This is a genomic window from Pseudomonas sp. S5F11 (genome assembly GCF_019641515.1).
In the GTDB taxonomy this organism is placed as follows: Bacteria; Pseudomonadota; Gammaproteobacteria; order Pseudomonadales; family Pseudomonadaceae; genus Aquipseudomonas; species Aquipseudomonas rhodesiae.
Window position 1 is genome coordinate 414,360 of sequence record NZ_JAIFJZ010000001.1, and the last position, 13,366, is coordinate 427,725.

General features: G+C 60.5%; 12 protein-coding genes. All 12 read left to right on the plus strand.

The genetic code is table 11. The annotated features are described in order from the left end of the window. Positions 1–23: 23 nt before the first annotated feature. Genes tssB through icmH form a run of 12 tightly spaced genes read left to right on the plus strand, consistent with a single transcriptional unit; the run spans position 24 to position 13,366 of the window. Positions 24–521 (plus strand): type VI secretion system contractile sheath small subunit, encoded by a 498-nt coding sequence (gene tssB / locus K1567_RS01920; RefSeq protein ID WP_034098307.1) that lies wholly within the window; start codon positions 24–26, stop codon positions 519–521. A 28-nt stretch (positions 522–549) separates the two neighbouring features. Next, positions 550–2,025: a type VI secretion system contractile sheath large subunit gene (gene tssC, locus K1567_RS01925; RefSeq protein ID WP_047882379.1), complete on the plus strand. Its 1,476-nt coding sequence runs from the start codon at positions 550–552 to the stop codon at positions 2,023–2,025. A 14-nt stretch (positions 2,026–2,039) separates the two neighbouring features. Continuing rightward, positions 2,040–2,441, plus strand: coding sequence for a type VI secretion system baseplate subunit TssE (gene tssE, locus K1567_RS01930; protein ID WP_220698043.1), 402 nt, complete (start codon positions 2,040–2,042; stop codon positions 2,439–2,441). After that, a complete protein-coding gene (gene tssF / locus K1567_RS01935; protein WP_220698044.1) occupies positions 2,431–4,206 on the plus strand; it encodes a type VI secretion system baseplate subunit TssF in 1,776 nt (591 codons plus the stop codon). The genes tssE and tssF overlap by 11 nt, the downstream gene beginning before the upstream one ends. Beyond that, entirely contained in the window at positions 4,170–5,171 is a 1,002-nt protein-coding gene (tssG, locus tag K1567_RS01940) for a type VI secretion system baseplate subunit TssG (protein WP_034098300.1), read from the plus strand. Before tssF ends, tssG begins: the two co-directional genes overlap by 37 nt. Before the next feature lie 13 nt (positions 5,172–5,184). Continuing rightward, complete coding sequence (gene tssH / locus K1567_RS01945; RefSeq protein WP_220698045.1) at positions 5,185–7,752, plus strand: type VI secretion system ATPase TssH; 2,568 nt, start codon at positions 5,185–5,187, stop codon at positions 7,750–7,752. Further along, a complete protein-coding gene (locus K1567_RS01950; RefSeq protein WP_220698046.1) occupies positions 7,749–9,284 on the plus strand; it encodes a sigma 54-interacting transcriptional regulator in 1,536 nt (511 codons plus the stop codon). The genes tssH and K1567_RS01950 overlap by 4 nt, the downstream gene beginning before the upstream one ends. Before the next feature lie 55 nt (positions 9,285–9,339). Continuing rightward, entirely contained in the window at positions 9,340–9,471 is a 132-nt protein-coding gene (locus tag K1567_RS27445) for a type VI secretion protein (protein WP_080758744.1), read from the plus strand. 17 nt (positions 9,472–9,488) lie between these two features. Continuing rightward, positions 9,489–10,676, plus strand: a complete 1,188-nt coding sequence (tagH, locus tag K1567_RS01955; RefSeq protein ID WP_220698047.1) for a type VI secretion system-associated FHA domain protein TagH — start codon at positions 9,489–9,491, stop codon at positions 10,674–10,676. A 5-nt stretch (positions 10,677–10,681) separates the two neighbouring features. Beyond that, positions 10,682–11,182: a type VI secretion system lipoprotein TssJ gene (tssJ, locus tag K1567_RS01960; protein WP_169903106.1), complete on the plus strand. Its 501-nt coding sequence runs from the start codon at positions 10,682–10,684 to the stop codon at positions 11,180–11,182. After that, positions 11,169–12,497 (plus strand): type VI secretion system baseplate subunit TssK, encoded by a 1,329-nt coding sequence (gene tssK / locus K1567_RS01965; RefSeq protein ID WP_220698048.1) that lies wholly within the window; start codon positions 11,169–11,171, stop codon positions 12,495–12,497. The genes tssJ and tssK overlap by 14 nt, the downstream gene beginning before the upstream one ends. 5 nt (positions 12,498–12,502) lie before the next feature. Further along, positions 12,503–13,366, plus strand: coding sequence for a type IVB secretion system protein IcmH/DotU (icmH, locus tag K1567_RS01970; protein WP_249745103.1), 864 nt, complete (start codon positions 12,503–12,505; stop codon positions 13,364–13,366).

Here is a 13,366-nt window from a genome sequence, read left to right on the forward strand (position 1 = left end):
CACTCGAAAAAAGGAGAAATACCATGGCCAAAGAAGGTTCGGTTGCACCCAAGGAACGCATCAACATCACCTTCAAACCTGCCATCGGCGCTGCCCAGGAAGAAGTCGAACTGCCGTTGAAACTGCTGGTGCTGGGAGATTTCACCCAGCGCGAAGACGCGCGCAAGCTCGAAGATCGCAAGCCTATCGCGATCGACAAAAACAGCCTTGACGAAGTCTTGGCCAACCAGGCGCTGAGCCTGGCGCTGAACGTCCCTAATCGTCTTCAGGACGACGCCGATGTCGAGGAGCTGGGGATTCAGGTGCGCATCCATTCGATGAAGGATTTCAACCCCGCCCATCTGGTGGAGCAGATTCCGGAGTTGCAGAAGCTCATGGCTCTACGTGAGGCATTGGTGGCGCTCAAGGGGCCTCTGGGCAACACGCCGAGCTTTCGTAAAGCCATCGAACAGGCGCTGGCCGATGACGAGTCCCGCGCACGGGTATTGGCGGAACTGGCCTTGAGCAGCCAACCCGCCTGACACTTTTCAGTAAAAGGACACTGACACCATGAACAGCCAACCGATACAGACCTCGGTCAACGCCACCGAAGAACACAGCATCCTCGACAACATCATTGCCCAAACATTACTCAGCGCCGACGACGAAGCCTACGCCATCGCCAAGCGCGGGGTATCGGCTTTTATCGAAGAGCTGATCAAACCCCAGAACAGTGGCGAACCGGTCAAGAAGCATTTGGTCGATCGAATGATTGCCGAGATCGACACAAAGCTCAGCCTGCAAATGGACGAGATTCTGCACCATCCGCAATTCCAGGCACTGGAATCCGCGTGGAGGGGCTTGCAACTGTTGGTCGACCGCACCAATTTCCGCGAAAACATCAAAATCGAACTGTTGAACGTTTCGCGCCAAGACCTGCTGGACGACTTCGAAGATTCGCCGGAGGTGACGCAATCCGGGCTCTACAAGCATATCTACAGCGCGGAATACGGTCAGTTCGGTGGTCAGCCGGTGGGCGCGATAATCGCCAATTACTTCCTGGCGCCCAGCGCTCCCGATGTGAAACTGATGCAATACGCGTCCAGTGTGGCCTGCATGGCCCATGCGCCGTTTATCGCCGCGGCCGGGCCGGGGTTCTTCGGCCTTGAGAGCTTCACCGGCCTGCCTGACCTGAAGGATCTTAAGGATCATTTCGAAGGCCCGCAGTTCGCCAAATGGCAGAGCTTTCGCGAGAGCGAGGATTCCCGTTATATCGGGCTCACCGTCCCGCGTTTCTTGCTGCGTACGCCTTACGATCCCCTCGAATGCCCGGTCAAGACCTTTGCTTATCGGGAAAATGTGGTGAACCGCCACGAGCACTACCTGTGGGGCAATACCGCCTATGCGTTTGCCACGCGCCTGACCGACAGCTTTGCACGGTTTCGCTGGTGCCCCAACATCATTGGCCCGCAAAGCGGCGGTGCGGTGGAAGATCTACCGTTGCATCACTTCCACAGCATGGGCGAAATCGAGACCAAGATCCCCACCGAAGTACTGGTGTCCGACCGTCGAGAATATGAGCTGGCGCAAGAGGGCTTTATTGCTCTGACGATGCGCAAGGGCAGCGACAACGCCGCGTTCTTTTCCGCCAGTTCCGTGCAGAAGCCCAAGCACTTCGGCATCAGTGCCGAGGGCAAGCAAGCCGAGCTGAATTACCGTCTCGGCACTCAGTTGCCCTACATGATGGTGGTCAACCGCCTGGCTCATTACTTAAAGGTCCTGCAACGCGAGCAGTTGGGCTCGTGGAAGGAGCGCACCGACCTGGAACTGGAGCTCAACAAGTGGATTCGCCAGTACGTCGCAGACCAGGAAAACCCTAGTGCCGAAGTGCGTGGCCGGCGGCCGTTGCGCGCGGCCCGTATCGTTGTCAGTGACGTTGAAGGCGAGCCCGGCTGGTACCGGGTCAATCTGAGCGTGCGACCGCACTTCAAATACATGGGCGCGGACTTCACCTTATCCCTGGTCGGCAAGCTCGACAAAGAATGAATCGGGGGCCAGGGATGACGCGCAACCAACGCCTTTTCGAGCGTCTTGATCGCTCCGCACCTAACTCAAAATGCTGTGCGAGTTCTGTCGCGGCCCATCTGGGCAAGATGCTCAGCATCCGCGCCGGCAGTGTCCAAACGCTGCCGGATTACGGCTTGCCTGACCTCAACGATATGAACCAGAGCCTGCACGAAACCCTGAGCCGGTCGCGACTACTGATCGAGCGCTTTATCCGGGCCTACGAGCCGCGCTTGCAGAATGTCCTGGTGCGCGCCTTGCCCCGTGATCACGACCCATTGGCCCTGGCATTTTCCATTGAAGCCACGCTGAGTGTTGACGGTGTCACGAGGCCCGTCACCTTCACTGCGCGGCTTGGCGACGCCGGTCGTAGCGAGGTCTATGCCGATGTCCGCTAACCGCTATTACCAGAGCGAACTCAGCGCGCTACGTCAATTAGGCCGGCGTTTTTCCGAGCGCAACCCGGCGCTTGCGCCATTTCTGGGGGAGACCGGCAAGGACCCGGACGTGGAGCGTTTGCTGGAGGGTTTTGCTTTCCTCACCGGTCGCCTGCGGCAGAAGTTGGATGACGAGTTACCCGAGCTGACGCATTCGCTGATGCACTTGCTGTGGCCCAACTATATGCGACCGCTGCCGGCGTTCAGCATCCTCCAATTCGACCCGCTGCGACATGCCGGCCCCAGCGTGACCGTTGCACGGGATACACCTGTGGAGAGCGAACCGGTCGACGGTGAGCGCTGCCGCTTCCGAACCTGTTACGCCACTCAGGTTCTGCCGTTTCAACTGAGTGCCCTGGAGTACAACGTTCAGGGCGAGCGGGCGGTGTTGAACTTGCGCTTGGACATGAGCGCCGAGGGGAATTTCAGCGCGTGCGTATTTGACCGACTGCGCCTGCATCTGGCCGGGGACCGGTATGTCAGTCAAGGCCTGTATTTGGGGTTGCTGCGTCATTTGGACGGCATCGAGTTACGGCCGTTCGGTCGCGACGGCGTTGGAATCGATGTCGGCAATGGCCAGGATCTGTCGCTGCGAATTGGCGCGCAAAGCGTACAACCCGTAGGGTTCGCTGAAGAGCATGCACTGATTCCTTATCCGCCTAATACTTTTTGCGGATACCGGCACCTGCAGGAGTATTTCGCCTTTCCTGAAAAGTACCTGTTTGTCGATTTGGTTGGGCTGGATGTACTGCAGACGTTGCCGACCGCAGCCCTCCAGCAAGCGTGCGGTGTGACGCTGCGTTTTGAGCTGAGCGGTCGTTGCCCGCAACTCCAGCAGCCTACGCTGGATAACGTGAAGCTGTACTGCACGCCCATCGTCAACCTGTTTGAACATGACGCGGTTCCGATCCGCCTGGATGGCAAACAGGATGAATACTTGCTGATCCCTGGAGAATACAAGCGGGGCAATGCCGACGTGTTTTCCGTTGACCGGGTGACCGGGTGGCGCCCCGGAGGGTTGGGGTATCAGGCATACGTGCCGTTTGAATCCTTCGAGCACGACGCCAACGAGGGCTCACCCTGCTACAGCATTCGCCAACGCGCATCCGCACATCACGGCGGTCTCGATACCTGGCTGGGGTTTGGCAATGGCGTGGGGCAAAGCCAGGAAACCCTCTCGGTCGAGCTGACGTGCACCAATCACAACGTGCCTCGGTCGCTCAAGGCGGGGGCAATCAACCAGCCCTGCGAACAAACTCCCGAAGGCCTGTCGTTTCGCAATATCTGCGCGCCGACCGAGAGTTTTGCGCCGCCGCTGGATCAGGACTTTCTTTGGCGGTTGATCAGCAACATGTCGCTCAACTACCTGTCGTTGAGCGACATCAGTGCGCTGAAGGTCGTCCTGCAAACCTACGACCTGCCGCGTTACCACGATCGGCAGGCGCAAAAAATCAGTCAGAGAAAGCTGGACGCATTGCGCTCCATCCAGCACACGGGGGTCGACCGATTGCATCGCGGCATGCCGTTTCGCGGCGTGCGAATCGACTTGACCGTCGACGCCCAGGGCTTTTTGGGGCCAGGCGAGATTTTTATGTTCGCGTCGGTACTCAATGAGTTCTTCACGCTGTACGCCAGCCTCAATGCTTACCACGAACTACGAGTCATCAGCACACAAGGAGACGTGTACCAATGGCCAATCCGGATGGGCCAACAGCCCCTGCTTTAAAGCAACTGAGCCGAGTCATCCGTGAGTACTCGCTGTTCCAGGCGATCGCTCGGGTGATCGAGCAGTTGCGCGATGTGCACCCGCTGCTGGATGACGACGCGTTGTATGAGCGCTTGGAGTTTCAGGCCAATCCAGGGTTGGGGTTTCCCGCTCACGATATTGATCGCTTGGAGTTTTTTGTTGAGCAGGGTCAATTGCGCGCCCGTCTTCGCCTCAACGTGTTGGGCCTATGTGGCGCGGGATCGCCGTTGCCTGCGTTTTACGCGGAACAGGCATGCGCCGAAGGCGCTGATGCAACCCGCGATTTTCTGGACCTGTTTCACCATCGATTGCAGCGTCTGATGCTGGGGATCTGGCGTAAATATCGTTACCGCACCTGTTTCGAGACAGGGGCACGGGACGCCTTTTCCGAGCAGATGTTTGCGTTGATCGGTTTGAGAGGCCAGCCGATTCGCGCTGCCGCCCAACTGGACTGCAAGCGGCTGTTGCCTTACCTGGGGCTGCTTGGCTTGCGAGCCCATTCGGCGGCCTTGATCGAAACGGTGCTGCGTTACTACTTCAAGCACAGCCGCTTGTGGATCGAGCAATGGGTTGAGCGCTCGGTGGCGATCGCTCAGTGCCAGACAAACCAGCTAGGCGTCGCCAACAGTGTGCTGGGCCAGGACAACGTGCTGGGCAGTCGTGTCGCCGACCGTGGCGGCAAATTCAGGGTGCATGTGCACGACCTGGGCTGGCAGCGCTTTCACGGGTTTTTACCCACTGGCGCGGATTACCCGCAGCTGTGCTCGTTGATACGGCTGACTGCGCGCGATCCGCTGGAATACGACTTGCGCCTGGTGCTTGCGAAAGAAGAGATCAGGCCGCTGCACATCGGCGAACACAACGTCTGCCGGCTGGGATGGACCAGCTGGCTCGCGCACGACTGTGCTGACGGTGTGCTCATCGTGGCCAGCGACGCACATTAGGGGATCAGCAAAGATGATAAATGTAGACCTGCAACAACTTATCCGCACATTGACCCCACAGGCACGGCGAGATCTGGAGCGGTCCGCCGAGCGATGTGTTACACGGGGTGGCCATGAGGTCTTGGTAGAGGACTACCTATTGGCCTGGTTGGAGCACAGCGATTGCCTTCTGGCACGGGCATTGGCCGACGCTGGTGTCGAGGTCGGCGAGCTGCACGCCATCTTGCAACCAAAAGCGCAGGCAAACGCGTCACGTAATCCGGTATTCGCCCAGGCGCTGGTGCATTGGTTGCAGCAGGCATTGCTCGTTGCCCACCTACAATTGCATCAAACCGAGGTGGATCACGCCGCGCTGCTATTGGCGCTGCTGCAGCATCCGCAGCAGCATGCCGGCTGTGCTTACCAAGAGCTGTTGAGCCGTGTGGATACGCAGCGTGTGCTTGAGTTTGTGTCGAGTCGCGCCGTTGAAACCCCGCCTGCATTGGCTGACGAGTCCTGCCTGGCACGGTTTACCCACGATCTGACACACCAGGCGCAATCCGGGCGCATCGACCCGGTGCTGTGTCGGGATGATGAGCTTCGCCGGTTGATCGACATCCTTGTGCGCCGACGTAAGAACAATCCGCTACTGGTCGGCGAAGCCGGAGTGGGCAAGACCGCAATTGTCGAAGGACTAGCCCTGCGCGTTGTCGGCGGCCAAGTGCCGGAACTGTTGAAGGATGTGCGCGTGCTGACCCTGGACATGGGCATGCTGCAAGCCGGGGCCAGCATCAAAGGTGAATTCGAGCGGCGCCTCAAGGGGGTGATCGACGAGGTCAATGCATCCCCACGCCCGATTATTCTGTTTATCGATGAAGCCCATACCCTGGTGGGAGCGGGAGGCCCAGCAGGTGGGGCTGATGCTGCCAACCTGCTCAAGCCGGCGCTGGCGCGCGGTGAGCTACGCACCATTGCCGCGACCACCTGGTCCGAATACAAGCGTCACTTCGAGAAAGACCCGGCCTTGGCGCGGCGCTTCCAGCCCATCCATGTCGGTGAGCCCAGCGTCGAACAGGCGGTTTCGATCCTGCGTGGGCTAGTGCCGGTGCACGAAACCAGCCATGGGGTCTACGTGCGTGACGACGCCGTCGTGGCGGCGGCACACTTGAGTGCCCGTTATCTGGCGGGTCGACAGCTACCCGATAAAGCGGTGGATGTGCTGGATACCGCTTGCGCGCGTGCGCGGATCAGCCGGGTTTGCGCGCCTGAGGCGTTGCAGCGTCTGGAGGCGGATCTGGCCGAAGGCGCCCGACAACGCCTGGCATGGATTCGCGACAGGGATGCCGGGGTGCCGGTGGATACGCAGGCTTTGCACGCGCTGGATCTTCGCTTGGCGGCAGTAGAGAGCGAGCGGCACTCATTGGAGCAGCGTTGGCTCGAACAGCGCGCGTGCGCGGAACAGGCACTGACTCTGCGCCGGCAACTGGAGGACGCTCGCCGTGGAGGGCAGGGCGTCGACGCCCTGGAACAGGCACTTGGCGAACAGAGACGGGCATTGGCTGCACTGCAAGGCCCGCAGCCATTGGTTCATCTTGAGGTTTGCCCACGCCTGGTGGCCGAGGTAATCAGCGCGTGGACGGGGATCCCGGTCGAACGCCTGGCGTTTGAGCACAGTGATGCGGTCACTGGGTTTGCCCAGGCACTGCGTGCACGCATCCTCGGTCAGGAGCCTGCCGTGCAGGCACTGGATCGTAATCTAAGAGCGGTCGCCGCTGGCCTCAATAAGCCCGACGCGCCGGTCGGTGTGTTTCTGCTGGTGGGACCCAGCGGCGTAGGCAAGACAGAAACGGCCCTGGCCCTGGGCGACTTGCTCTACGGCGGTGAGCGCTTTGTCACGACCTTGAACATGTCCGAGTACCAGGAGAAACATGCGCTATCTCGGTTGATTGGGGCGCCGCCCGGTTATGTCGGATACGGCGAGGGCGGCGTGCTGACGGAGGCGGTGCGTCAACGACCGTACTCGGTCGTCCTGCTGGATGAAGTGGAAAAGGCCGACCCGGAGGTGCTGAACCTGTTTTATCAGATCTTCGACAAAGGCCTGGCCAACGATGGCGAAGGTCGGGAAATCGACTTTCGCAATACGCTGATCCTGATGACGTCCAACCTGGGCAGCGATTGCATTACCGATCTGTGTTCCGGCGCCCAGCGGCCGGATGCGCAGGCGCTGCACGCGGCGATCTATCCCCTGTTGCGTGACTATTTCAAACCGGCGCTGTTGGCGCGCATGCGCGTATTGCCCTATTACCCGATCGCGGGCGATGTGCTGCAGCAGTTGGCCAGGGCCAAGCTGGAGTGCCTCGGGCGGCGGTTGGAAGCACGCCGGCTGGCGTTCAGCTATACAGCGGAACTGGTCGCGCATATGGCTGACCGTTGCAGCCATAGCGACAGTGGCGCGCGCTATATCGACCAATGGATCGAGACCCATCTGATGCCACAGATGGTCGACCGTCTGCTGGAGGCGATGGCCGTCGGTGAATCGCTGTCGCGCGCCCATGCCGATCTTGACCACCGTGGGCAACCGATCTGCGAGTTCAGCCAATGACGGACAATCTCTTTAGCCAACTGCCCCATCCCCTGGCTTATGCCGAAGCACTGTTGGGCTGGTTCACGCGCCTGGGCACCGACAGTGACGAGGCGAGCTTGCCCGAGCTGTGTGCCGCGGCGACGGCGCAGCTCAGCCAGTGCGAACTGAGCCAGTTGTATAAGTACGACGAGACGACGGGTCGGCTTGAGCTGATTGCCCAGCACCTAGCGGGTACCTTGCCGCCAGGCGGAAGGCTATGCGGCGACGACGTTCAGCATCAGCCGCTGTTGCAGTATGTCCTCAAGCAAGCCAGCCCTCTGAACCTGGATGATCTGAGTGGCAGCGTTTACGAGAGCGGCTTCTTACCGGCGATGGCAACGCCGTGGCAGTCGTTGTCATGTATACCGCTGTTTGGTCGGCGTGAAAGCCTCGCAGGCTTGCTGTTGTGCGCCAGCCTGCGCCCCAGACCCTTGCAGGACTATGCCCGGTCATTGGGGCAATTGGGCAGCTTTGCCTTGACGCAATTGGGGTTATTGCGCCGCGTGCGTCCTGCCCACAGCCGCGCGGCGAACCAGGTCCGCGCGCGAGCCCCCCAAAGCACTCACGGCCTGATCGGCACCAGCAAAGCGATGGCCGATACCTGTCGTTTGATCGACAAGGTTTTGCAGGCTCCCTACACCGTGCTGCTAAGCGGCGAGACCGGCACCGGCAAAGAAGTGGTGGCGCGCGCCATCCATAGCGCCGGCCCACGCAACGGTAAGGCGTTCGTGGTGCAGAACTGTGCCGCCTTCCCTGAAGGCTTGCTGGAAAGTGAGCTGTTCGGCTACCGCAAAGGCGCCTTCACCGGCGCCGAGCGCAACCACATCGGTTTGTTCGATACCGCCGATGGCGGCACCTTGCTTTTGGATGAAATAGGCGACATGCCGTTGTCGCTGCAGGCCAAGCTATTACGGGTTTTGCAAGAAGGTGAAATCCGTCCGCTTGGCGCCAGCGCGGCTCATCGGGTGGATGTGCGCATCATTGCCGCGACCCACCGCGACCTGACGGCCATGGTGGCCGAGGGGGCATTTCGCGAGGATCTTTATTACCGGTTGGCGCAATTCCCCATTGAGCTGCCGCCCTTGCGCGAGCGAGATGGCGATGTATTGCTGTTGGCGCGGCATTTCGCCGAAAAGGCCTGTGTCGCATTGGGTCGGTCAACGGTGCAATGGTCGAGTGCGGCGCTCGATCAACTGTCCGGTCATCCGTTCCCCGGCAATGTTCGCGAACTCAAATGCCGAGTCGAACGCGCGGTATTGCTGTGTGACGAGAACCTGATCCTGCCGGCGCACTTGTGCCTGGAGCCGACGCCGGTAGTGCCCTGTGTCGATGCGACTTTACGCCAGCGCCTGGAGCGGGTTGAGCGGGTATTTCTGCTCGATTGCCTGCACAAGAACCGTGGTAACCGGACCCGTACCGCCCGTGAGCTGGGCGTGGCACGTCGCACGCTGCTGTATCGACTTGCGCGTCTGAACATTCCCTGTGGCGATGTGGCGGGGAGTGCTGAATGAGCCGATCAAGAATGTGTTGTCCGACCGCGTACCTGAATTTTCCGGGAGAAACCTGATGCTTCTACGTCCGTGGCAAGCCTGGGGGCTTGTGCTGTGTCTACTGAGCGGCTGTAACGCCAACTACGTTTTTGATGATGCCGATTACCGTCCGCTGGGCGACCCCCAAACGACGCGTCGTGGTCAGTGAGCAAGGAGTGCCGAGCGATGCAATTAGTGTTCGAGGTATGTGACACCGCCAGCGGTGAGGCGCCGCTGCGCAAGGTGTTTGACCGCGTCGGGGGTGTTATCGGTCGTGGCGCAGGATGCGACTGGGTAATTCCGGATGCGACGCGGCTGCTCTCCAGCCACCATGCGTTGATCGGCTATCGAGATGGGCAGTACTTTCTGACGGATGTCAGCAGTAATGGCATTGGCGTGGCAGGCGGCATGGAGCGTTTGAGGAAGGGGCAGGCGCGGCTGATCGCCGACGGCGAGGTCTATCAGCTGGGCGCCTTGGACATTCGCGCGCACTTGCGACCGCGCTGGACGACGCAGGACGACCGGCAGGCGCTGGCCTGCGCCGACACCATTCCAGATGACGCATTTCTTGGACTGGACCCGATGCACGCCTTGGCGCATGAGCAACGGCGCGATGAGTGTTGCGAGGAGCTGGATGCACTGGCGCACAGTGTAGAAACGCCCACCTGTTCGTTTGCCCATAGCGCCGTGGAGCGCGATCACCTGACGGTGCCGAGATGGGCGCAACCTCCCAAGCGCATGCCACCCCCTCCACCTGACCCAAGCGTGCCCGAGCTGCCGGCAGCCTTCTGGGCGCAGTTTGGCGACGCCCTGGGCTTGCGGATGGATGGGCTCGATAGCGTGGCCTGCGAAGCGCTGGCGATCAAAGTGGCGGGCCTGTTCAGACAAACCGTCGAGGGAATGCAGCAATGCCTGCGCACTCGAGATGAGCTGAACAATGAATTGAACCTGGGCGCAGCCATGCCTGGCTTTAAAAGCCATAACCCGCTGAAAGACTGCCTCGATACCCAGGCGACCATAACGGCATTGCTGGGCGCGGGCGAGCTGGGTCAATTGTCCGCCGAGTTGGCGCTGGCTCAAGCCTGTCGGGAGATGCAAGTCCATCAGTTGGCGTTGGTGGTGGCTTGTCGAGCGGCGGTGCGCGGCGCGCTCGCGGCGTTTGCGCCGAGCCATTTGATGCTGTGCTTCGAGCGAGAAGGTAAACCGGCCAGGTTCACCACTGACGGCGCGTGCTGGCGCGCCTATCAGCGTCACTACCGACATCTGGTCGATGGGCTCCCCCTGGATGAACAGCTGTTGAATAGCGATTTTTCCAAGGCCTACGAGGAGCAGGTGCGCTTGGTTTCCACGTTGCATGCGGCGTACCCAGGATGAGATTTATGTATCGAACCTTTATTGCATTGATGCTGTTGGCGCTGAGCCTGTCGAGCGGTTGCAGTCATGTCGGACCGTTTTCAACCCTGACCAAACTGGACCTGACGTTGACGGCCGGCGAAGCGCTGAACCCGGACTTGCACGGTCGGCCTTCCCCCGTGGTGGTGCATCTGCTGGAGCTGCGCCATCCGGTCGCGTTCGAAAATGCCGATTTCTTCAGCCTGTATGCCCGAGCTGAACAAGCATTGCCTAAGGACTGGGTGAACTCCGAGGAGCTGGAACTACGCCCCGGTGAACAGGTGGCGCTCAAACTCAGCATCGAGCCACAGAGCCGTTATGTCGGAGTACTGGCCGCTTATCGGGATTTGCCCCATGTGCAATGGCGGCTGGCGTTGCCCGTGGCCCCGCAACAGCGCACGCGTGTCGAAGTGATGTTGGACGAATCGGGTATTCGTCTTGTCGATCCGTTCGCCAGCCGGTCGGGGAACTCAAATGCAGGCCTATAAAGTCATCTGGCAGGAAGGCATGCTGCTGCGTCCTCAGCACTTGCAGCACAACGACCGTTATTACCAGCAGCAACTCAATCAGACACGCCTGATGGGCTGTGACGGTTGGGGATTCCTGACGCTGCACGTCGATACCCAGCACCTCAACCTGGGCAAGGTGGTGCTTACCCAGGCCAGCGGGATGTTTCCCGACGGCAGTCTGTTTGCATTGGACAGTGCCGACGAGCCGCTGGTATTGCAGGTTCCCGTCGGTGCCGGCGGTCAGGCCGTGTACCTGGCGTTACCGCTGGCGATCGGCAATCAGGTCGAAGCGCGGCTCCCGGAGCAGGGCGACGTGCTTGCGCGGTATGTCAGCTGTGAACTTCAAGTCGGCGACTCCAACGCGGGCGCCGATTCGCGCTGCCAGATCCATTGCGCGCGCCCGGACCTGCGATTGGTGTTGGGAGAGCAACGCGATGATCCGCTGCTGGTGAAACTCCAGGTGGCCCAGGTTGTGGAATCGACGCGGGAAGGGGGCGTGACGCTGGATGCGGATTTCGTACCGACCTTCCTCTATCTACAGCGTTCTGGCTACGTAGCGTCGTGCGTCAAAGAGGTGATCAGCCTACTCGCTACCCGGGGCGATGCGATTGCCGCGCGCGTCCAGGGCAATGGCGGATCGGCGGGCGCTCAGTTGGGTGACTTCCTTATGCTGCAATTGATCAACCGTACGGAACTGCTCTTGCATCACTACTTGAGCCAGCCCCAGGTCCGTCCAGAAGCGGTGTATCGCCAGTTGCTGTCGTTGCTCGGCGAGCTATCGACATACGGCACCGATAACAAGCGCGCGCAGTCGCAGGGGCGGTACCGACATGACGACCAGGGTGAGAGCTTCCGAAGCTTGATGGACGGCATTCGAACGGCGCTGTCGCGGGTGTTGGAGCAGCATGCGACCCAGCTCGCGTTGCAACCGCGTCAATACGGCGTGCTGGTTTGCCCGGTCAGCGATCTCAAACTGCTGGGTTGCGCCACCTTCATTCTGGCGGCCGAGGCCCAGTGCGATTCGGAAGAACTGCGCCACCGTCTGCCGGCGCACCTCAAGATCGGCCCTGTGGAGCGCATTCGTGAGTTGGTCAACCTGCACCTGGCGGGTATCAAGCTCAAGCCGCTGCCGGTGGCACCGCGGCAGATCCCGTTCCATGCCGGCAAAACCTATTTCATGCTCGATCTCAGTGTCCGCGACATCACACAGCTGGAGCAGTCGGGTGGCTTCGCCTTCCACGCCAGCGGCGAGTTCGCAGGACTGGAACTCAACTTTTGGGCCATCAGGAACTGAACATCATGACTATGGACAGTGAATACCCGCAGGACGAAAAAACCGTCCTGCTAGACCGCGAGGGCAACCAACCGGCACAGGGGGCGCTGACGGACTTCCCAACGCCTCCGCGCTTCGAACAGCTGGAAGACCGCATGATTTACTCGGCCGCCCTGCAGGGCGTGCAGAGCTTCGATATAGGGCCCAACACCTTGGTAACGGCGGCCTGGGAACTGCTGTCCCAGGTGGTACAGCTCAAGGCCAGTTCGGGCCGGGAGAGCTTGCAGAGCCTCAACGATCGATTATCGGCGGGGGTTTCGGCATTTGAAATGCGGGCCTCCCATCAGGGGGCGGAAAAGAGTCAGGTCATGTCTGCCCGCTATGTGCTGTGCAGTGTGATTGACGAGGCGGTGGTGACCACGGCGTGGGGTGCCCGCAGTGACTGGTCGACCATGAGCCTGCTGAGCCGTTTTCATCAGGAAACCTTCGGCGGCGAGAAATTTTTCCAGTTGCTGGAGCGCTTGTCCCGCGACCCGATCAAGCACCTGGCCATGCTTGAACTGATGTACCTGTGCTTATCGATAGGGTTCGAAGGCCAGTATCGCGTCATGGAGCGTGGAGCGGCGCAACTGGAAGCGGTACGCGATGGTTTATATCGACAGATCCGGCACGTGCGCGGTGAACGCCTGCCGTCGGCGGCGTCGGTTGAGCCTGGGCGAGCAGGCGACACACCGTTGCGGATGATCTCGGCGACCTGGGTTGTTGTCCTGACCGTCGCCTGCTTGCTGGTGGTGTACTCCGGGTTTGCCTGGGTCTTGCGCAACGAGCGCATGACCGTCCTGCAACCCTTTCAATCCGTGGCGCCGGAACAGACGCGGACGCCGATGTAA

Excerpts from the sequence above, each read along its gene's own strand:
- K1567_RS27445 (WP_080758744.1), top strand. The coding sequence starts at position 9,340 with ATGCTTCTACGTCCGTGGCAAGCCTGGGGGCTTGTGCTGTGTCTACTG.
- tssC (WP_047882379.1), top strand. The coding sequence starts at position 550 with ATGAACAGCCAACCGATACAGACCTCGGTCAACGCCACCGAAGAACAC.
- tssB (WP_034098307.1), top strand. The coding sequence starts at position 24 with ATGGCCAAAGAAGGTTCGGTTGCACCCAAGGAACGCATCAACATCACC.
- tssK (WP_220698048.1), top strand. The coding sequence starts at position 11,169 with ATGCAGGCCTATAAAGTCATCTGGCAGGAAGGCATGCTGCTGCGTCCT.
- tssG (WP_034098300.1), top strand. The coding sequence starts at position 4,170 with ATGGCCAATCCGGATGGGCCAACAGCCCCTGCTTTAAAGCAACTGAGC.
- tagH (WP_220698047.1), top strand. The coding sequence starts at position 9,489 with ATGCAATTAGTGTTCGAGGTATGTGACACCGCCAGCGGTGAGGCGCCG.
- K1567_RS01950 (WP_220698046.1), top strand. The coding sequence starts at position 7,749 with ATGACGGACAATCTCTTTAGCCAACTGCCCCATCCCCTGGCTTATGCC.
- tssH (WP_220698045.1), top strand. The coding sequence starts at position 5,185 with ATGATAAATGTAGACCTGCAACAACTTATCCGCACATTGACCCCACAG.
- tssF (WP_220698044.1), top strand. The coding sequence starts at position 2,431 with ATGTCCGCTAACCGCTATTACCAGAGCGAACTCAGCGCGCTACGTCAA.
- tssJ (WP_169903106.1), top strand. The coding sequence starts at position 10,682 with ATGTATCGAACCTTTATTGCATTGATGCTGTTGGCGCTGAGCCTGTCG.
- icmH (WP_249745103.1), top strand. The coding sequence starts at position 12,503 with ATGACTATGGACAGTGAATACCCGCAGGACGAAAAAACCGTCCTGCTA.
- tssE (WP_220698043.1), top strand. The coding sequence starts at position 2,040 with ATGACGCGCAACCAACGCCTTTTCGAGCGTCTTGATCGCTCCGCACCT.